Source organism: Ottowia sp. VDI28 (assembly GCF_049532675.1).
Classification (GTDB): Bacteria; Pseudomonadota; Gammaproteobacteria; order Burkholderiales; family Burkholderiaceae_C; genus Ottowia.
This window is the reverse complement of record NZ_CP149820.1, coordinates 314,447-332,768: the sequence shown is the minus strand read 5'-3', so window position 1 is coordinate 332,768 and position 18,322 is coordinate 314,447. Positions and strand designations below refer to the sequence as shown.

The 18,322-nt window shown below is 59.2% G+C and carries 20 protein-coding genes; 6 read left to right on the top strand and 14 right to left on the bottom strand.

Going from position 1 to position 18,322, the window contains the following annotated elements:
• Nucleotides 1-44 precede the first annotated feature (44 nt).
• Genes WJU18_RS01520 through WJU18_RS01510 form a run of 3 tightly spaced genes read left to right on the top strand, consistent with a single transcriptional unit; the run spans nt 45 to nt 1,566 of the window.
• Nucleotides 45-527: a MaoC family dehydratase gene (locus tag WJU18_RS01520; protein ID WP_423458419.1), complete on the top strand. Its 483-nt coding sequence runs from the start codon at nt 45-47 to the stop codon at nt 525-527.
• 53 nt (nt 528-580) lie between these two features.
• Nucleotides 581-1,408: a Bug family tripartite tricarboxylate transporter substrate binding protein gene (locus WJU18_RS01515; RefSeq protein WP_423458418.1), complete on the top strand. Its 828-nt coding sequence runs from the start codon at nt 581-583 to the stop codon at nt 1,406-1,408.
• Entirely contained in the window at nt 1,405-1,566 is a 162-nt protein-coding gene (locus tag WJU18_RS01510) for a hypothetical protein (RefSeq protein ID WP_423458417.1), read from the top strand. The genes WJU18_RS01515 and WJU18_RS01510 overlap by 4 nt, the downstream gene beginning before the upstream one ends.
• Nucleotides 1,567-1,603: 37 nt before the next feature.
• Here the strand turns inward: WJU18_RS01510 and WJU18_RS01505 are convergent, their stop codons facing one another.
• The 3 genes from WJU18_RS01505 to WJU18_RS01495 all read right to left on the bottom strand — a co-directional run bounded on the left by WJU18_RS01505 (nt 1,604) and on the right by WJU18_RS01495 (nt 4,375).
• Complete coding sequence (locus WJU18_RS01505) at nt 1,604-1,816, bottom strand: PepSY domain-containing protein (RefSeq protein ID WP_423458416.1); 213 nt, start codon at nt 1,814-1,816, stop codon at nt 1,604-1,606.
• Nucleotides 1,807-2,760, bottom strand: a complete 954-nt coding sequence (locus WJU18_RS01500) for a PepSY-associated TM helix domain-containing protein (protein WP_423458415.1) — start codon at nt 2,758-2,760, stop codon at nt 1,807-1,809. The genes WJU18_RS01505 and WJU18_RS01500 overlap by 10 nt, the downstream gene beginning before the upstream one ends.
• A gap of 127 nt (nt 2,761-2,887) precedes the next feature.
• Nucleotides 2,888-4,375, bottom strand: coding sequence for a hypothetical protein (locus WJU18_RS01495; protein ID WP_423458414.1), 1,488 nt, complete (start codon nt 4,373-4,375; stop codon nt 2,888-2,890).
• Between the two features lie 296 nt (nt 4,376-4,671).
• On the opposite strand from WJU18_RS01495, the gene WJU18_RS01490 reads away from it, so the two are divergent.
• The 3 genes from WJU18_RS01490 to WJU18_RS01480 all read left to right on the top strand — a co-directional run bounded on the left by WJU18_RS01490 (nt 4,672) and on the right by WJU18_RS01480 (nt 7,191).
• A complete protein-coding gene (locus WJU18_RS01490; RefSeq protein ID WP_423458413.1) occupies nt 4,672-5,763 on the top strand; it encodes a hypothetical protein in 1,092 nt (363 codons plus the stop codon).
• A 27-nt stretch (nt 5,764-5,790) separates the two neighbouring features.
• Nucleotides 5,791-6,681, top strand: coding sequence for an alpha/beta fold hydrolase (locus WJU18_RS01485; protein ID WP_423458412.1), 891 nt, complete (start codon nt 5,791-5,793; stop codon nt 6,679-6,681).
• A 168-nt stretch (nt 6,682-6,849) separates the two neighbouring features.
• Nucleotides 6,850-7,191 (top strand): DUF4148 domain-containing protein, encoded by a 342-nt coding sequence (locus WJU18_RS01480; protein WP_423458411.1) that lies wholly within the window; start codon nt 6,850-6,852, stop codon nt 7,189-7,191.
• Between the two features lie 48 nt (nt 7,192-7,239).
• On the opposite strand, the gene WJU18_RS01475 is transcribed toward WJU18_RS01480, so the two are convergent.
• The 11 genes from WJU18_RS01475 to WJU18_RS01425 form a co-directional block, all read right to left on the bottom strand.
• Nucleotides 7,240-8,487, bottom strand: a complete 1,248-nt coding sequence (locus WJU18_RS01475; RefSeq protein ID WP_423458410.1) for a glycosyltransferase — start codon at nt 8,485-8,487, stop codon at nt 7,240-7,242.
• A 206-nt stretch (nt 8,488-8,693) separates the two neighbouring features.
• Nucleotides 8,694-10,136, bottom strand: a complete 1,443-nt coding sequence (locus tag WJU18_RS01470) for a sigma 54-interacting transcriptional regulator (RefSeq protein WP_423458409.1) — start codon at nt 10,134-10,136, stop codon at nt 8,694-8,696.
• Nucleotides 10,137-10,177: 41 nt separating this feature from the next.
• Nucleotides 10,178-10,444, bottom strand: a complete 267-nt coding sequence (locus WJU18_RS01465) for a hypothetical protein (protein ID WP_423458408.1) — start codon at nt 10,442-10,444, stop codon at nt 10,178-10,180.
• A gap of 397 nt (nt 10,445-10,841) precedes the next feature.
• Nucleotides 10,842-12,446, bottom strand: coding sequence for a TadG family pilus assembly protein (locus WJU18_RS01460; RefSeq protein WP_423458407.1), 1,605 nt, complete (start codon nt 12,444-12,446; stop codon nt 10,842-10,844).
• A 41-nt stretch (nt 12,447-12,487) separates the two neighbouring features.
• Nucleotides 12,488-12,976: a TadE/TadG family type IV pilus assembly protein gene (locus WJU18_RS01455; RefSeq protein ID WP_423458406.1), complete on the bottom strand. Its 489-nt coding sequence runs from the start codon at nt 12,974-12,976 to the stop codon at nt 12,488-12,490.
• Between the two features lies 1 nt (nt 12,977).
• Nucleotides 12,978-13,517 carry a TadE/TadG family type IV pilus assembly protein gene (locus tag WJU18_RS01450; RefSeq protein WP_423458405.1) on the bottom strand — a complete coding sequence of 180 codons (540 nt, stop codon included), beginning with the start codon at nt 13,515-13,517 and terminating at the stop codon, nt 12,978-12,980.
• A gap of 33 nt (nt 13,518-13,550) precedes the next feature.
• A complete protein-coding gene (locus WJU18_RS01445) occupies nt 13,551-13,889 on the bottom strand; it encodes a DUF3613 domain-containing protein (protein ID WP_423458404.1) in 339 nt (112 codons plus the stop codon).
• Between the two features lie 73 nt (nt 13,890-13,962).
• On the bottom strand, nt 13,963-14,961 hold the full coding sequence (locus WJU18_RS01440; protein ID WP_423458403.1) for a hypothetical protein: 999 nt from the start codon (nt 14,959-14,961) through the stop codon (nt 13,963-13,965).
• 3 nt (nt 14,962-14,964) lie between these two features.
• The gene (locus WJU18_RS01435) at nt 14,965-15,834 is read right to left on the bottom strand and encodes a type II secretion system F family protein (protein WP_423458402.1); all 870 of its coding nucleotides are present in this window, start codon (nt 15,832-15,834) and stop codon (nt 14,965-14,967) included.
• 202 nt (nt 15,835-16,036) lie between these two features.
• Nucleotides 16,037-17,005, bottom strand: a complete 969-nt coding sequence (locus tag WJU18_RS01430) for a type II secretion system F family protein (protein ID WP_423458401.1) — start codon at nt 17,003-17,005, stop codon at nt 16,037-16,039.
• Complete coding sequence (locus tag WJU18_RS01425; protein WP_423458400.1) at nt 17,002-18,321, bottom strand: CpaF family protein; 1,320 nt, start codon at nt 18,319-18,321, stop codon at nt 17,002-17,004. Before WJU18_RS01425 ends, WJU18_RS01430 begins: the two co-directional genes overlap by 4 nt.
• Nucleotide 18,322: the final 1 nt, after the last annotated feature.

Below are 18,322 nucleotides of genomic sequence, written 5' to 3'. Positions count from 1 at the left end.
GGTCTTCCTGCTGCAGCGGCAGGAAGCGTTTACCGAGGACTTCAATGAAGACGATGGACAGGGCGCTCTATTGGGATGATCTGGCGCCCGGGTTGCGTCATCGCTCCGGCGGCCGCACGATCACCGAAGCCGACCTTGTGAACTTCGTCAACGCCAGTTGGTTGACCGAAGGTCTGTTCACGAGTGTGGATTCCGCCGAACGTGAGCACAGCGTGCTTTCCGGCCGGGTAGTTCCCGGCGCCCTCGTCTATGCATATGCCGAAGGGCTGGCCAAGCGCACGATGGAGGGCGTTGGCCTTGCCTTCCTGGAAGCCACACTCGTCATGAGAGCGCCAACGCGCGTGGGCGACACGATCCATGTCGAGTGCGAAGTTGTCGAGCGCAAACTGACGTCCAAACCTGGACGTGCGGTCCTGCGGTCGTGCATCGATGTGGTCAACCAGGAGGGCGCGACGGTCATGACGTACACCGCTGTCAGGCTGATTCGTGCACCAGGCGAAGGGATCGCAACAAAAGCACTGCCCTGATTCAACCATCGCCTGGCACATCCCCAATACCCCAAATAGACGGAGACGACTTGATGAACCGTGACTTTACCCGGCGCCGCTTGAACGGCCTGCTCGCGCTTTCAGCGCTAGCTTGCTCGCTTCCTGCGCGAGCCGACACCTATCCATCCAGAAGCCTGCGCATGGTGCTGCCCGTCGGCACCGGCGGCGGCGGCGATACCCTTGGTCGTGCAATAGCCGATCAGCTTTCTGCGCAAATCAAGCAACCGGTTGTCGTGGACAACAAGCCTGGCGCCGATGGCTTGATCGCCATGCAGTCACTTCTGTCTGCGCCTGCCGATGGCTACACCATGCTGCTGATCGGCCCACAGCCCATGGTCTTCAATCCTCTGCTCCGCATCAATCTGCCCTACAAACCGGCGGATCTCGTCCCGCTTATCGGCGTCTCGCGCGCCTGGACAGTGCTGATTGCGGGCCCCAATTCAAGATTTAACACGCTGGCCGATCTCAAGGCAGCAGTGCGTAAAGAACCCGAAGCGGTGTCGCTCGGAACTTCGGGCTTGTCGTATCAAGTCGGCGCGACACTGCTGGGCACGAAGCTGGGAGGCCGGTTTCGTCACGTCAGCTACAAGAGCTTCCCCCAAATCTTGGGTGATTTGATCGGTGGTGTGCTGGACATCGCGTTGGTCGACACCACCCCGGTCGTGCCACTGGCCACCGCGGCCAAGATCAAGGTGCTTGCCACTGCGTCGAAAGAGCGCGAGCCCATGTTGGCGAGTGTTCCAACGGTTCACGAAAGCGGTACCGATTTCGATTTCGCGCTCTGGACAGCATTGGCCGTGCGAGCCGGCACCCCGGCAATCACGCACGCATTCTCGAGACCGAGCTACGCAAGACATTGACAGGCGAGGCGCTGCGTCAGTTCGCCGAACGGCTCGGTACCACTCGCCTGTCACCTCTGCGCGGCAGTGAGATCGCTGCCGAAGTAGCGGCCGGGCTGGCCCGCTTCAAGGAGCCCGTTGCGGAAATCGCTGCAGAGATGGGTATTGAAAAGCGTTGAGCTGTCAAGCAGCAAACTCGCCGTACAAAAGAAGCACTTACACAAATTCATCACCGAGTCCAACCTTGGCAGTACGGCGCTTGTTCCTGGTCTGCATTCGGTGCGCCTGTGTCTTGGCCCGGCGGCGCAGCCACCAGAGCCAGACACCGGTCATGCCCAAGCCGCCAAGCGCCAGGCCGCTCACCAGCATGACAGCTTCCAGCAAGGGCCCTCCCAGCTCACCAGTATGCAGCGGGAAGATCACGACCACGGCCCGGGAGCCAGCATCGAGCTGGTGCCAAGGTTGCACGGCAAGAACCTTGCCGTCGCGCGGATCGATCCAGACCGAGCTGACGCCGTTGGGATGGGGATCCTTGTCGGCGAGAAAGCGGATGCGCACAGGGCGATCCGGCTTGGCGGGCAATTGCATGAAAGTGGGCTGCGCGCCAGGGAAAAGGTCCGTGCGGCCTGCAGCATCGTGTCAGGGGTCGGCGCGCCCGCGCTGGACAACGAGTCTTTGGGGAGCTGAGGAGGCTTCACTGGTTTGTCGCCGCTCACCATCGTGATGTAGGCCGCTAGGGGGCGCCATGCCATGTAGGCACCTGTGGCCACAGACACTGCAATGAACAGGCCGAGCACCACTCCGCCAATGCGATGCAGATCGAACAGCGCCCGCAACGTACTTTTGCGCCACTCGATATGCCATTGGGGCGGCCAGCGCTTGGGCCACCACAACACCACGCCGGTGATCACCAGCACAAGATAGGCCATGGCTACCCATGCCAGGAGCGCTTTGCCCGTGGAGTCCAGCAGCAGGGAGCTGTGCAGCTTGAACAGGAAGTTGAAAACGCCCTGCGCTTCTCCTCGGCGCCCTTGTTCCTGGCCGGTTTGCGGATGGAGGTAGACCGTGCCGTGCCATCGGCCTCGCACGGTCACCCAGAGCGTTTCGTCGCTGCTGCGAGGAAAGCGGAATGATAAGGACGCCTGCTTGCCAAACTCGTCATGCAGGCGTTCGGCGATCTGCGCCAGCGAGGGCGGTGCACCCGCGGCTTTGGTGGTGCCACTGGCGATGAACAACTCCGCATTGGCCCATCGGTCCAATGGCTTGGCAACGATCAGCGAAGCGCCAGTCAGACCTGCAAGGATCAGCACCCAGCCTAAACTGAGCGCCAGCCAGCGGTGCAGCCACAACCAGTGAAAACGCGAGGCCATCATGCCGCCTCAGCCTCCAGATACCTCATCGTTCAGAACGGCAGCGTATACCTCCAAGCCGGGGCAAGAAGCGGCATTCCATTCCAGAGGCGCGATTGAAAGAAGGCCTCATTTTAAATGAGAATGAGTTTCAATCCTTAACACTGCAGCTCGATGGCCCGTCGGGGCCGGGGCCATCGTAGCTGTCTGCGTGGCTTCGTCCATTGAATATGCCGCGGCATTCTTCTGCACGGCGCGCGCGGGCGTGATGATGGCACCCCTGCCCCCGACCGCTGCGCTGGAGCCGCCGGCGGCTACGGCGCTGGCTCGCTCGCCCCCAATGACCATTGCGTATTGAAACTGACGCTGCTCCCCCTGCGGTGCAAGTAATCCCCCGCGCCCCTTCCAGCTTGGCGGAGTCGGCGCCATATGAAGGGAGCGTTCCGCCTCCGGCAATCACCTCTTCAGGGCAGGAGTTGAGAAGCCCATAGAGGCTGAACCAATATCGCCCAGCCAGTGGGGTACCACTGCGTACGGGGTCGTAAACGACGAGCACGCCTTGTTCTCCACTCAGGCTCAGTACTTCAGTTTCAATACGGCCTGATCCGTAGCGCGTCTTGATGGTGAGGCTTCCGCGCGCGACATATTTCTTCAGATCGCCAGGCAGGTCTTCGAACGGAATGAATTCAAGCGTTCCTGCCTGATAGGTGATCTCCGTGTTTTCCTCCGTCATGGTGCCGGAAATACTGCCTTGGTAGCCCGTGAAATCATCCGCGATCGTGATGTTCGAGACCAGCAGCAACTTTCCTTTGGCGCCTTGCACTTCAGCCGACACAGCCACCGGGTTCGCTTCGGGTTTTTGCTTTGGCGCTGTGTATTGGGCAGCCACCTCGTTGCCAGTTACCGTACCCGCCGCGGCATTGCCGCCACGCGCTCCATTGACAGACCAAGTGACCGGCGTGTTCAACGGCGCCGGCGCATTATCGCTTTCACAGTCAAACGCAAGGGGCGCCAGCAGATCGTCATTGCTGAATGAAGGCGCGTAGCAATAAGCGATCCGCAGAGGGACAGAGCCGCCCACCTTGACAGTGGCGCTTAGGGGCCGAAGTTGAAGCCCCTTGACCAGTGACCAATCACTGAAATGGGTGGTATTGGCCGTCACGGTTCGGGTTACCTCATTCAGGGCACCGTCTTGCCATCGCCAGGTGCCATCGGATTGCTGGAACGCGATACCCAACGCTTGCGCATGGCTGCCAGACAGGCCGGCGTCGTCATAGACAAAGCTGAGTTGCACCGGTTTGGCAAATGCGACACCTTCAGGCAGCAGGCGGTACCCCGCGCCGATGCGCCCGGGCGCATTGTTGGCAATAGGTTGAATGGTCAGGGTTGTCGCCGCCGTCAAGGCACCTTCAGGCACGGTGATCGTCAACTTACCGTCCGCACTGCTCAAACTGCCGCCGGCTGAGGTCAAAGCGATGTTTACTGGAGCGCCCTGAGCCAAGCCGACAGGCGTGATGGCAGGCTTGGGGCTATTGGGATTGGGTTGGGGCTGCGAATCGGAGTCTCCGCCACCGCAGGCAGCCAGTGTCAACGCAACAGAGACCGCCCAAGCCAGGCGAGAGAATAAGGAGGGTTTCATGATGGAGATGAGCAGATTATTTGGAGAGGGCTGCACAGCAAGTGGTTAGGCAAATGGTCAATCGCGAGCCGGGCAAAGCGCCTGTCAAGGCCTTCGCTGGGCTTGCTGATCGATTATTGAGTCCGGTGTTGGCGCCTGCCATCCCCCAAGGGCTACCGTCCGCGCCCACTGATATTGGGCAACGGTCAATGTTCTCTGCGGCGAGATCATCCGCATTCATGCGGCATATCCATAGAGAAAACCAGGGGCCATGCCCCCATGGGGCTGGAGATAATACGCAGCTCCATGCTTCAAAGATGAAACCGTCTCCATCCCCGAGTGCAGCCGAACGGCAAAGGCTTTGGCACAAGCTAGACCTGCTGTGCCGGCTTGGCCTGGGCCTTGCGCCAATCGCTGCCGAGGTATGTTCCGTGCTGCGGGGGTTGGTGGGAGCCGATGCGGCTGCCTTGTTCTGGCTCGATGAGCAGGGGCTGCCGGCGGGCTTTCATCATGAAGACTCTCCGGCCAGCGTACGCAACCTGTTCCTGAACGAGTTCCATCTGTTCACGGGGCCCGGGGAAACCAATATCCTCGCCTTGGCCAAGCCTGAAGGCCCGCGGGTGGGACGGTTGCTGTCACCCGGTGCATCGTATTACCGTTCGAACAGCCATAACCTTCTGATGCGGCCCAATGGGCATCACTACACGCTGGATTTGCGCGTGGAAGTCCCGAGCCCGACAGGTCCCGTGACCCGTGCCGTCGCAGCCTTGTTCCGCTCGCGTAGCGCAGTCAATGGCTTCAGCGCAGCGGAGGCCAGCATGCTCGAGCGCGCCTCGGGCAGCCTTCAGCGCGCTTTCCTGCTGCAGAACAGTTCCTGGCCCGGCGGGACTCACAGCGCCACTGGCCATGTTCTGCTTGATGGCGCGAGCCTTTGCCCGCTATCGGCCGACAGCCAGGCGCTGCAACTCCTGCGGACCGCCCACGTGCGCGGCTTGGGCTTGTATGGCGCCAACGCCGTGGTACTGCCGAAAGATTTGCTCGCCTTGCTGGGCCTTCAACCCGGCGAGAACCGCATCCTGCCGGTGCCTCACGGGCTGCTGGACATGCGTACGAGCCCATTGAACGCCGTTGTGCGGAATCCCGCGTCAACCGCCACCCATTTGCTGCTGACGTTGCAGCTCCAACGCCCCTATCAGATCGAGATGGTGCGGCGTATCGTGGAAATGCCACTGACCCCGCTGCAGCGCGAGATCGCCGTGCTCGCGGGCCTTGGGCATGCCCGTGCTGACAGCCTGGCGTTGACCGGCGTAAGCAATGCGGCGCTCAAAAAGCATCTCGGCACCATTCTTGATGTGGCACATGCCAGCGATTGGGAAGATCTGGGGCGCCACTTGCGCGGTAAGCTCTGAACGTATCGCATGATCACCGGAAACAAATTGAGTACCTCACAGAACAACAACCTCATGCCTGCCTGGGCACAAGCCGCATTGGCGATGCCCAGCCGCGAAGGCTTCATTGATGTGGAGGGCTGCGCGATCCACTACATTGCCTGGGGCGACACCGCCAAGCCCCCGCTCGTGCTCATCCACGGCAATGCGGCAAGCGCCGAATGGTGGCGCTTCATTGCACCGCTTCTGGTGGATCAATATCACGTGATCGCCACGGATCTGGCAGGCATGGGTGACAGCGCGCACAGTGGCCAATATGAGCGTGAGCGCTACGCGCAGCAGGTCATGGCCGTGGCCGATGCCCTGGCTCCTGGCCGAAAACCGATGATCGTGGGGCACAGCCTCGGCGGCTTCGTGGCCATCATGGTTGGCAGCGCCTATGGCGAGCGCCTGGCCGGCCTCATCGTGATTGATTCGCCGCCCCGCGAACCCGTCAACAGAGGTACCTCGCCATTCGTGCAGGTCAATCCGGTACCAAAGATCTACCCCGATCGCGAGAGCGCCCTGGCACGCTTCAAGGTATTGCCTCAGCAGGAGGTGAGTTGCGCTTTCTACCTGCGCTACATTGCGGAACATTCGATCAAGCAGGAGGCAGGGGGCTGGCGCTGGAAATTCGATCCCGCCGCGCTCGCGCATCCACGCCCCCGTGACTTCGTTCCGGACTTGCTCAGCATGCTCTGCCCTGTTTCCCTGATGTGGGGCGAGTTGAGCGCGCGGCTTGATGATTCCGTGCGCCGCTTCTGCTACGAGACTTTCACCGGCGTGCTGCCGATGGTGGAGATTCCCAATGCGCGGCATCACATCATGCTCGACGAACCGTTGGCGCTGGTCACCGCACTGCGCACGCAGCTCTCGAACTGGGAAACGCGCAGCCCATAGCACACAGCCTGTATATACAGCCCATAGCGCGCCGTCTGCGCGCATATGACAAAACCGTCACGTTCATGTCCCCTTCCTGTTGGGGACCGATTCCTATAGTTGGGCTCATGCCTTCCCGGCATGCAGCGCGGTCTGAGGCCGTATTTTCAACGCTTAGGAGTCTTCTTCATGAACAAAAGCCGATTCATCGCAATTTCCGCATGGGCGATCATCGCCGGACTGCTGACCTTGCCTTCTTTGGCACAGGCAAATTCCGCCTGGCACCAGGGCAATGGCGATATCGTTCGCTTCACGCCTGAGCATGTGGCGAGTACCAAGACACGCGCACAAGTGAACGCGGAGTTGAACACAATCATCGCAAATGGCACGCTGCGGTATTACCAGTGGAACGTGCCTGTGCCGGGCAAGGCGTCCGCTCAGCCGCCGCTCACACGCCAGCAAGTGATCAAGGACATGCTCAACCAATCTCCCGAACAACAGCGCGCGCTGAGCGCGTTGTACAACGGCTGAGCACACATCCGGCCTACGAGGAGAGTGGCCAGTTGAACCGTATTGGCGCTAAACCAGGGGCGCCCGCTTCTGAGTCATGGCCCGCTCGAAGAGGGCCATGTAGCGCGGCGCCACCTTGGAGATGTGATACCGCTGGCCCGTCTCCTGGGCCGCAGCTGAATAGCGCGCGCGGCGTGCGGTGTCTGCGCGCATCAAGCGAATGGCGGCGATCCAAGCATCATCGTTGTCAGGGATGAGCAGACCATTGACGTCGTGCTGCACCAGTTCAGGAACAAACCCCCAGTTGGACGCAATGACGCAACCGCCGCGGGCCAGGATCTCCATCAAGCCCCAGTTGGCAACGCCATAGCGCAAAGGATAGAGAAACAGATCGACGCTGCCGAGCATTTCGGCAAACTCATCGTAGGGCAGTCTTCCAGGAAACTCGACGACCTGAGCGGCCGGATAGGTCTTGAGGAGATGATCTCGGAAGCTCTTGACCTGACCCTTGTACCGGCGCTCCACCCATTGCTGCTCGTAGCCATAGGTCACTGCTTCCGCATCTCCGATCGCGAGAAAGCGCGTGTTCTCCGCATGGCCTTCCCGCACCAGACGATCGACCAGGCGCATGTAGGTCTCAAACCCCTTGGAGCTGGAAAGATCGCGCGCCGAAAACGCAATAGTGAAGGGTTTGGCTGTCGAAGCGCCTGACGGTGCGGGCGGTGGCAATGGAGGCTTGATGTCGAAGCCTTCGAATTGCACGGCGATTCTGTCTTGCAGCAGCGCGGGAAACAGAGAACGCGCATAGGCGCTGGGGACAATGGTCAGATCGCTGCACAGTACCTGGTGGAAATGCAGCATCTCCATGTTGCGGTCACCCAGGCGTTGCGAGGCGTCGGGAGGATACTGAGGATCCCACCCATGTGCCAGGTAGCTCGGAAACTCGATATAGCTGACCACCGCAGCTTCGATTTCACCGTACAACCAGTTGGGTGCGCCCCAGAGCGAATGCGCCACGACCAGATCGATCGGCCGGCCCTGGGCTTTCTCGAAATCCTGAAGCGCCTTGAGTACGCCACGGCAAATGCGCGCGGAACGTTCGACCTTGCTGGAATAGTAGTAGCTCTGGGGGCCGACGATCTTGCCGTCCGGTTGGAAGGACAGAAGGTGATCGCAGTTCTTCTCGTGGTTGGCCTTGTGGCCCGGCGTGGTCATGAACCAGCTGTCGGCCATGCCGGTCGAACGCAGGTAGCTGCACAGCAGGCTGTATTGGCTCGGATACACCGCTCCTACAAAAACGATTAGCGGTTTTTGCATTGTTCTCTATCTCTTCTTTGGTATTGGTATGAAGGAGTGCACTCAAGCCACTAGAGCATTTTTGGTCTACGCACTGACATCTTTCCCGGCCGTCATTCCCGCGCAGGCGGGAATCCAGAGGGCGTTGGAAGGGTGCACTGGATTCCCGCCTGCGCGGGAATGACGGACCTTGGCTATCTGCATGTGACTCACAAATGCGAGCGCCCTCACTCTTCCATATCTGCGTCTGCCGTGGCACCAGAGGTCATAGGCACCTCGGGCTCGCCATTGCTGATCTGGTATTTGCGCATCTTTTCCCAAAGTACCTTGCGGCTGATGCCCAGTTGCTGCGCCGTGTTCTGGCGTTTCCAGGCGTTGTCATTGAGCGCCGCGATGATGCGGTTGCGCTCGTCCATGTCCCACCTGCTGCGGTCGGCCAGGACGGCTTCGCCGGCGCCTGTGGGCTCAGCCGGAAGCGTCAGCGCGGACATGCTCTGCGCCTGGCGCAGGATGCGCTCGGTGGCGCCACCCGCCATCCAGTCCTGCGTCTGGCGTGCGGCCACCCCGACCCGTTCGGTGAGATTGCGCAACTCGCGCACGTTACCGGGAAAGTACATCTGGGCCACGGTATCGAGAATGAAGAACGGCGGTTCACCCAGCGCGGCCATGAGCTCTTCGCCGACCACTTTGTTCAGGATGCTGGAAAAAATCGCGAGCTTGTCGGCCTCGCCCCTCTCCTCCAGGCTAGGGACCTGCAGTTCGATAACCGCCAGGCGGAAGAATAGATCCGCGCGGAACTTGCCGGCATGCACCTGCTCTCGCAAAGGCTTGTTGGTGGCTGCCACCAGCCGGAAATCAAGCCGCACAGGAGAGGCGGAGCCCAGCCGGGTGATGGTGCGCTCCTCCAGAACGCGCAGCAGCTTGACTTGCTGATACAGCGGCAGGTCGGCAATTTCATCTAGGAACAGCGTGCCGCCGTTGGCCTGCTCGAAGAAACCTTTATGCGCGGTCACGGCGCCGGTAAACGAGCCCTTGGCATGGCCGAAGAAGAGGGATTCAAACAGGCCATCCGGAATGGCGCCACAGTTGACGACCACGAACGGGCCTTGTCCGTAATGCGTATTGCGCTCGTGCAGGCGCTCCGCAATGCGCTCCTTGCCGGTACCGGTTTCTCCGATGATCAATACGCTGTGCTCGCAGTCCGCAAAGGTGTCCACGTCGTGCAGCAGGCGTTGCATGCACTCCGCGACGGCAATGATGTCCTCAGAGCGCTGTGCTTGCCGCTGGGTGCTTTGCAGGCGCCTGAGAATGCGCGCCAGCATGGCACGCAGTTCCGCGCCGGTGAAGTCGAACGGCAGCACATGCGAATACTCGGTGGCGTAGGTTCCCGTACTGGCGCCACGTTGATTGGCGCTGACCCACAGCACCGGCATGCCGCCAAAAGTGCCTTCCACGTTCTGGCGCGTAAAGCGCGCGCCTTCCAGCACCGAGACGCTCACGACAGCAATGGCGTTGGGTGTGGCGGTGGAAGCGGGCGGCAGGTTCAGGCCGTCCGCGCGAATCACCTCCACGTCCATGTTGAGCATGCAGCGCTCCACCCGCTCGGCAATATCGGCTTGGCCTTCCCAAACGTAGATGACCAGATCGCTCGGATTCACTGTGCTATTCATTATCGTTCATTCGCGGGTAACGTGGTCCCATGCAGCATTTCTTAGAACACCAATTGAGCTGAATTGCAGCTGATATCGATCGCTTTGACCTCATTGCGGCCTAACTCAAGACCCAACACTTTGGTAAGCAGTGGAGAAAGAATGCCTTCGCCCAAGCCGTTGAGGAGCCACTTGACTGGGTCAAGAAGAGGTTTCAGAAGTGCGCAGAGCGCGCCAGGACATGTCGTGTTGCCGGTCAGTGAGGCAGTCAATGCATTGGCATCAGTAATGTTCACTTGAACGACATTGCGCTTCAGCAGGTTATTCAAATTGTCGAGAACGCAGGAGTTCCAGGCTAACAGAGCAGAGAGTACCCCCGCGCAACTGAAAAACCCCCGTCCAAAGGAGAAATACCGATCAAGGGGAGTAGCCCTATTGGCTTGCTTGTCAATGCCGTAAACGACTCGGAGAAAGTCCCTGCCCTCCAGTTTCCGAGCGGACATGCGGAAACAACACACGAAGTAGGAATCCCGTGGTCGATATTGAAATCATTTTTTACTAAGGCACCTATGTATCCGTCAGAGCCCGCTGTCCCTCTGCCGCCGAGGAGGAGGCTCAAAGCGCCCTCTATGTTGTAAAACCCATTGACTTTGGATTCCTCAAGATAGAACTTAGAGAGGGCTTCGATCTGCTTATTCGTGATGTCTTGAGAACTCCCCTCGAGAGTCATGCCTTCCCAGTTGGACGCCAGCGCGGGGGTGAAAAAATACCGCCAAGCAGGCTGAATAGCGCGTCGGTCAGCGATCCGACGGTGTCGCCCAACAAAAGCGTGTTTTCCTTAGTCCAGTCAACTTGTCCCACTACCAAGTTGACGGTCTCCTCACGCGCCGCCAGCACATCTGTCGTAATCGGACCGCGAACATTGATCCCCGAAATAGGTGTCTTGATCAAAAGATTTTTCGGATCAGATGCACTCGCGCTCTCATCCCCAATGACAACCTTTGCCACACGTGACTTCACGCCCAGATCGATGGAGGGCTGATTTCCGCGATCCGGGTCTGGGCAGTACACATCAGTCAAAGTGGCATCAGCACTTACACCTTGAATTTTGACGGGTAGATTGATACGTAAGCCGCCTAGCAGACTTTCGAACAAAGATCCGAGCAGAGGTATCTTCGATGAGTCAATATCCAATTCCGCGCGAACCTGTGCATTGTTCGCCTTCGTTCCGATAGGACCACCCGCGATCGTTGGTGCTTCGACGACCGTCAAACCCAACTGAACAGCATCCGTCAGAGACGCACCACTGATCTTTATCGCATTGTCTTTCGCTGCGATCATGATCGCTGTTTTCAGCAAGTCGCCGACGCCGATTTGAGAATTCAACGCGGCCCCATCGGGAGAGTCACTTCTGCCGAGCGAGAGAAAAGTGAAAATGCCGCTGTCCGATGAGCTTGAATCACGCAGCAAGGGAATTTTCATATCCAGTAGCCTGACACTGCCAATTTTCAGATCCCTGAGTACCGCTATGGCCGCGTCAATGTCGGCTTTGAGCGTGTCATCGGAAACCAGCTCCAAAGACGCATCCATGATTTGCAGCAACGTCAAGTTGTTGAGATCAGCAAGCTGCTGAGGTGTTAGAGCCGAAAGTCCGTTAATGCCAAGATCCACGCCCAGTGTCTTAAGCAAACCTGATGGAGAAATCTTGGCATTTGCAAGACCATTCGCATCCAGAACGGTAAGCTTTTCCGGATCCAAGCCCATGAGCGTGAGCAATCTACCCAGAGGTGCGTCATTGTTCAGATTGAGCAATTGAGATCCCACCTGAAAGGCGGCGCTAGGCGCACTTCGCTGGGCAATGGCTTCGGCTCGAACATTGCGATCCCATCGTGCTGGAAAAAAACTTGGAGTTTCGCCTTCCAGCACCACGTGGGCAGCATTCAGTGGCTTCGCTTCGCCCTGAAAGTAACGAGGACTAGCGTACTTCCCTGCATCCCACTCCCCGCAAACCACGGTCTTGGTGATTGCATTGAGAGGCGACGGCCAATTATTCTCAACACTTCGATCACCCGCCGCCTTGCAGGGAGCGCTGTTGTTGGGCGTTTGAAAATCAATACCTTGAACCGCTTCAATAGCTGCCAGATCAGCGATGCGCTGCAAATCCCTTTTGGCATAGAACGAATAGCCCAAGTCAGCTACCCCAAGTATCGCAACAATGATGAAAAGAAAAACGGCGAACTGGATCAACACGCTACCGTTCTGATCGGTACGTAATGCAGCGTTGCTCGCACAGATGCGCGATGAGCGCTGTAAAGCTATCGGCTGGCTCAAGGTGCTCTCCTCGGTTTTCATTGTTGTATGACCAAGCCTCGTCAATGCCAGCTAATGAGGCTTCGCGCCTCGAGCGTTTCCGGCTCAATGAAGTTCAGCCCGCCCGTACCAAGCAATGCTGGCCTGGCGTAGCTCACGCTCAGCGCCAACTGGTTGGCTTCGAAGGGAGCCAGCGTGACGGTGATCAGGTTGTCCATGTCAGCCGAACCGCCAAGATGGTTGCGTAGTGCGGCACTAACCGATTCGCGCACACGGGTCTCCGCGGCACTGATGGCCTGCGCATCCGTAGGGTACGAGCCATCCGCGTTAGGTGTTCGCGCACTCTGCAACAGCCGATAAGCCTCGCGTGCACCATCGCCTGCAGCACGGGTCACGACTTGCTGAGTTTGAAGAACCTCCCAGAAAACAAAAACTCCAAGAAAAACCGGAATGATCACAAACAACACCAACAAACTGAACTCCAGCGCCGCCATGCCTCGCTGTTTGCCGCGCCTCAGCGAAAAGGAGATAGAGGATGCGAGATAACGCATTTCAGAACCCCTTCTGGTCCACCAGGATCTGCGCCTGCGCCTGCAAATCGGGCATGGCCAACTCCAGCAAGCCCATGGTGACGGACGGAGTGAACGAATAGCGCGCGTAAGGCAGCTTGATCTGCACCTGGAGCATGCAGGGGCTGTTCGTATCCAAGTCGCACTTCATTGCGGTAGGTGCCATATCGTCGGTGCAAGTGGTGCCGTCATTAAGCCTGCAGACCTTGAAGCTGAAGTTGTCGCCTTGATTCATGGCGGCCAACAACTCCGGGGGCAACCAGGCAAGATTGGATTGCACAACCTCTTTGGCACGCTGCTTGCGCAAGTCCCTCCCATATTGATGCTGCAACGCTGCGCGTACACCATCTTCTGCAGCCCACTGCATGGATTCGCGCACGAGGAACCCCAAGCCAAAGCTCACAATGGCGTACAACAACATGAAGAAAAGCACGAAGATAAGCGCCCACTCAAGCGCGTACACCCCCCGCTGATGGCGGCACTTGGGCAACGCGGCAAATGCGGAGAGCGTTCGCGGATCCATAACGTTTATCTTCTATTCAGACGGATGGAAGCGCTACTGCTTCTTGACGCCCAACCCGGTGTCGAAGAACTCGGGAATGGTGGTTTCGAAGCTCTTGAGGTAGCGTTGATAACTGCGCCTGGCCTGCTCACCATCGATCGGACGAGGACGTACTCCCGTTGATTGGCGCTGCATGGCGAACAAGCCGCCAGTCGCGGCGCCGATATCGATATGTCTACCGCCATTCGCATGCTCTGGCATGGCCGTAACCTGTTCAGCCGTCGTGGGTCCACTGGAAGATGCATTCAAGGCAGCACTGCTCTCTGCAGCGACCGCGGCCTGATTGGCGGATTGATCTGCCTCGGCGCGATCCGTACATACGAAGGTTGTCAAGGCCAAACTCAACAGCATCGGCAACAGCGACCTGGACTTCAAGGAAAAAGAAAAAATCATCGCGTGCTCCTGATCAATGGGGTACAGCCGTTTCGCCACTTGCGGCCGATTCGGCATCGGATGTGGTAACTTGCATCGCCGGATCGCTGCTGGGTTCTCTCCTGATCACCACCGTGCGCATCGTGGCAGTAGGTCCAGGCGGATCGGTTCTCGGCTGATGCGATGCGGGCGCTTCCGCCTCGGATGTTCCAGGTGCTGCAGGCATCAATGAGGCATCGGCGCGGGCCCGAACGGCTTGTTGAACGATGAGAAGCTGACTGTGCAAATCGTTCAGCGATGCTTCGTTGATCAATGGCGGCGCATTCTTGGCTTGCGGCTGGCGCAGCCGTTGCAGCAGTTGAGCCGCCTGTCCCTGCTCTCCACTCGCGAGCCAGTACAAGGCCAGATTCAACTGCACACGCGCATTGGCCGGCGCCAGTTGTGCAGCTTGAAAAATAGGCAGAGACGCAGCAGATAGCCGTCCATCCAACATGTTGGCGTAGGCCAAATCGCCCAGTACGTCGGCATCGATAGGGTTGAGCTGCCTCGCCGATTCCAACTGCGCAACGGCCAAGGTGAATTGCTTCTGGCTGGCATACAGCAGGCCCAGGCCTCGGCGCGCGCGGGACTGCGTGTTGACGTCCGGTACCAGCAACAAATCCCGGTACTCTTTTTCCGCCTGTTGTGGTTGGCCGGTGTTGCGCAGCGCGTCGGCACGCAACAAGCGGATCTGAGGGTTCGTACCGTATTGACGCTCAAATGCTTCCGTGTGTGCCAGCGAGGCGTACCACTGGTTGGCCTGCTGCATTTGCGTGATCAGGTTCAGATAGGTCTTCTGGGGATCCACCTGAGTAGAGAGCTCTGCCTTTTCCATTTGCTGCTGCGCCTGGACGGCCGTGCTTTGATCATCTACACCGTAGCCTTGCGGCCCTTTGAAACCGCAGCCCGTCAATGTCAGCGCGCCTGCAACCACCGCGCAGGCGGCTCGGGCAGGCAAGCGGCGGATAGTTGGCATCAAAATACGGAAGAGCATGGCTTATTTGCCTCCCATGGATGAGAGTGAGCGAATGACCGCCGTGAAGCCCGGGCCGGCCGTAATCACCAGCAGCGCGGGGAGAAGGGTGAGCACCATCACGCCCGTCATCTTGACCGTGATCTTTCCGATTTTTTCCTTGAACCCGGCCTGACGCTTCTCGCGCAGGCGCAGACTGAATTCCTTTAGCGGCTCCTGGACGGCGCCTCCATGGCGATCTACCTGCACAAGCAAGTTGACCACGGCATTCATGTCGTCGTCGGCGCCCAGCAGGGAAAGCCGTTGCAACGATTGCGCACGCGTACGCCCGCTACTATGGAGACGGTTGGCCAAGATCAACTCTGAGCTGATCACTCGCAGCACGCTACCGAACTCTGTAGCCAGAATCTGCAAACTCTGGTCAATGCTCAACCCGACACCTTGCAAAAGTCGGAGCAGATCGACAAACAGCGGTAACTCTTCTACCACCTGCGTGCGGCGCTTGCTGGCCTTCGAGCGCATGATCCATTTTGGCAACATCAAGCCTAGGCCAAATGCAAGAAAGCCATAGAGCAGCGTGTAGTTGCCTTTGGGTTGGAGCAGGAGAAGCGTCAGCATGGGCAACACCGCTGCCAGCACCACCCGGCTAACCAGATAAATCAGGCCGCCGCGAGCAATCTCGATCCCCGCTTGCTCCATCAGTTTGCGGTCTTCGTCAGCCAATAACACCTTCGACAGGCCAGACTCCAACCATGCCGGGACCTTCAAGCTGTCGGCTACCGTTTGAGCTGCATCGGCTTCGTCCTGGCTGGTTTCGCTAGATACTGCAGACGAACTGACGCCAGGCATCAGAAATGGATTGAACGCCGCTGCACTGGCTTCGCGCGTTTGCAAGATCTCGCCCACACGAGCTTCGGCGCGAGCCGAACGGCGCAAATGCCAAACCAATCCTCCCGCAAACACGGCAATACCGAATGCGCCGCAGGCAAGGCTCATGATCCACAGTTGCTGCGAAGTCATGCCGAGCTTCCTTCGAAGCCCATCATAGGGCACTGGATTGAGCTCAGTATCATGGGTTTTTCCTGCATAAGCTGCTCTACTTCAGGCGAGCCAGGCGATACAGAAGGAATGAGCCGAAAACCTGCAAAGCAGCGGCCATCAAAATCAGCTTATGGCCTGCGGGGTCGTTCCACATGCGCATGAAATAACCTTTGTTGAGGAACATGATCATGGCCCCCACCACAATTGGTAGCAGCGCCAAAATCCAGGCCGACAGACGAACCTCCGCCGACAGCGCGTGCAATTCGCGTTCAGCCGACTGGCGGTCCCTGATATAGGCGGAAACACGCTCTAGCACCAGATCGGCGCGTCCTCCATATCGGGTGCTCATGCGAAAGACGGCTGCCAGCAGGCCAAACTCCGGCAACCCCCAGGTACGCTCAAGCTGGGCCATGGCCTGACCCAAGTCGGGCGAGACACTCAACGATGCCGACGCGTCCTGCAAGGCGCCACTCAAGGGCTCGGGCACGTTGCTCGTGGCAAACTGAAATGCTGCGTGCGGCGAGTTACCAATGGAGATGAGCCGCACCACGTTATCCAGGAAGCTGGGTAGTTGTGACAGCATCTTGGCGCGGCGCCGGCTCATGCGCCACCAGATGCCAAAGGTGCCGAGCAATATGCACAACGCGAACGCTATGACGCCCATGAACACCCCACCGCGCACCCCCGTACCCAGGGAAAACAGCAAAGCGGCGGCAGACAGAAGGGCCAGCGCGCGCGGAGGAATGCCCCAGGCTGCGACCCCAAGACGGTCTTCAAGCCGCCGCCATGTACTGGTACGGGTTTGCGCATTCAGCGCAAGCGCCTGTGCAACTGACGCGCCGGGCAATACCAACGGCGCGCTGACACGCAGATCGCGCTGAATTTCCAGGCTACGCTGCATGTTGCTGTCAATGGACTGTTGGCTAGCCTTGTGCTTGGCGCGGGCAAAAAGCCAGAGCGCCAGTGCCAGCAACACGCAAGCGATGGCGCTCAAGACCAGAACACCCGGCGCGAGGCCTGTCATCTTGCGCCCCCTTGGCTACCCTGCTGTGAGCGCCACCAACTCAGCAGCTTGGGCGAGTGCGGCGAGATGCCCATCGACACCCATTGATCGATCTCCTGCCCGTCCGCGCCCATCTTCGGCTCGTAGCGGTAGAGCTCTTGCATGGAAATCACGTTGTCCGTCATACCGGTAACTTCGGTCAAAGACAGGATGCGCCGGCGGCCATTGGAAAGGCGGCCGATCTGCACGATGAAATCCACCGCATTGGCAATCTGCCGGCGCAGGCTGACCTCGCTGCCTTGAAAGCCGGCAAAGCCCGCGAGCATCTCGGCCCTGTACAGACATTCCCGCGGCGAGCTGGCGTGGATCGTTCCCATGGAACCGTCGTGCCCGGTGTTCATGGCCTGCAGCAGTTCCAACACTTCGCCGCTGCGCACCTCGCCCACGATGATGCGGTCGGGCCGCATACGCAGGCTGTTGACCAGGAGATCCCGGATGCTCACGTGGCCTGTGCCGTCAAAGCTGCCGGGCCGGCTTTCCAGGCGGACCACGTGGGCGTGATTGAGTGAGAGTTCCGCCGTATCTTCGATAGTGACGATGCGGTCGCGGCTGGGAAGGAAGCTGGCCAGCGCGTTGAGCAGCGAAGTCTTGCCTGAACTCGTTCCACCGCTGACCAGGATGTTGCAGCGCGCCTGCACGGCCATCTCCAGGATGCGGCAGATATCTTCATTGAACGTTCCCAGCTTGACCAGATCTTGCGGCGTCAGCGGGTCCTTGCGGAACTTGCGGATGGAAACGGAGGGGCCGTCGATGGACAAAGGCGCGATGATGACGTTGATACGCCCCCCGTCAGGCAGCCGGGCATCCACCATCGGGCTGGATTCGTCAAGCCTGCGGCCCAGAGGCGCGAGCACGCGGCGCACGATGCGCAGCACGTGCTCGTCATCCTTGAAGTGGGAGGTTTCGCGCTGCAGAATGCCTCCGCGCGACACATAAATGTCCTGATGACCGTTGATCAGAATGTCTTCCACATTGTGGTCGTCGAGCAGCGGCTGCAGCGGACCGAGCCCGGTAAGTTCGCGCGTAAGGGCGCTCACCACCTTCTGCGCTTCCTGCTCATTGACAGGCACCGCATGAAGGCGGATGTAGCTGTCTATCTCCAGTGCCACGAACTGTGCGATCGCCGCCTGCGACCAGCGGCCGAACTCGGCGCCAAGCTCCTCTATGCGGCTCAGCAGGTGTTCGTAGGCGCTGTTCTTGAGATCGGCAAACAACGCGCTGGTTTCGAACTCGGCCATGCTGGCTTGCGCAGCAGGAGGATAAACCGTAGTGGTCATA

Coding starts and splice junctions, on each gene's coding strand:
- WJU18_RS01520 (WP_423458419.1), top strand. CDS start 45: ATGAAGACGATGGACAGGGCGCTCTATTGGGATGATCTGGCGCCCGGG.
- WJU18_RS01425 (WP_423458400.1), bottom strand. CDS start 18,321: ATGACCACTACGGTTTATCCTCCTGCTGCGCAAGCCAGCATGGCCGAG.
- WJU18_RS01450 (WP_423458405.1), bottom strand. CDS start 13,517: ATGGATCCGCGAACGCTCTCCGCATTTGCCGCGTTGCCCAAGTGCCGC.
- WJU18_RS01455 (WP_423458406.1), bottom strand. CDS start 12,976: ATGCGTTATCTCGCATCCTCTATCTCCTTTTCGCTGAGGCGCGGCAAA.
- WJU18_RS01490 (WP_423458413.1), top strand. CDS start 4,672: ATGAAACCGTCTCCATCCCCGAGTGCAGCCGAACGGCAAAGGCTTTGG.
- WJU18_RS01495 (WP_423458414.1), bottom strand. CDS start 4,375: ATGAAACCCTCCTTATTCTCTCGCCTGGCTTGGGCGGTCTCTGTTGCG.
- WJU18_RS01440 (WP_423458403.1), bottom strand. CDS start 14,961: ATGCTCTTCCGTATTTTGATGCCAACTATCCGCCGCTTGCCTGCCCGA.
- WJU18_RS01480 (WP_423458411.1), top strand. CDS start 6,850: ATGAACAAAAGCCGATTCATCGCAATTTCCGCATGGGCGATCATCGCC.
- WJU18_RS01500 (WP_423458415.1), bottom strand. CDS start 2,760: ATGATGGCCTCGCGTTTTCACTGGTTGTGGCTGCACCGCTGGCTGGCG.
- WJU18_RS01470 (WP_423458409.1), bottom strand. CDS start 10,136: ATGAATAGCACAGTGAATCCGAGCGATCTGGTCATCTACGTTTGGGAA.
- WJU18_RS01475 (WP_423458410.1), bottom strand. CDS start 8,487: ATGCAAAAACCGCTAATCGTTTTTGTAGGAGCGGTGTATCCGAGCCAA.
- WJU18_RS01430 (WP_423458401.1), bottom strand. CDS start 17,005: ATGACAGGCCTCGCGCCGGGTGTTCTGGTCTTGAGCGCCATCGCTTGC.
- WJU18_RS01515 (WP_423458418.1), top strand. CDS start 581: ATGAACCGTGACTTTACCCGGCGCCGCTTGAACGGCCTGCTCGCGCTT.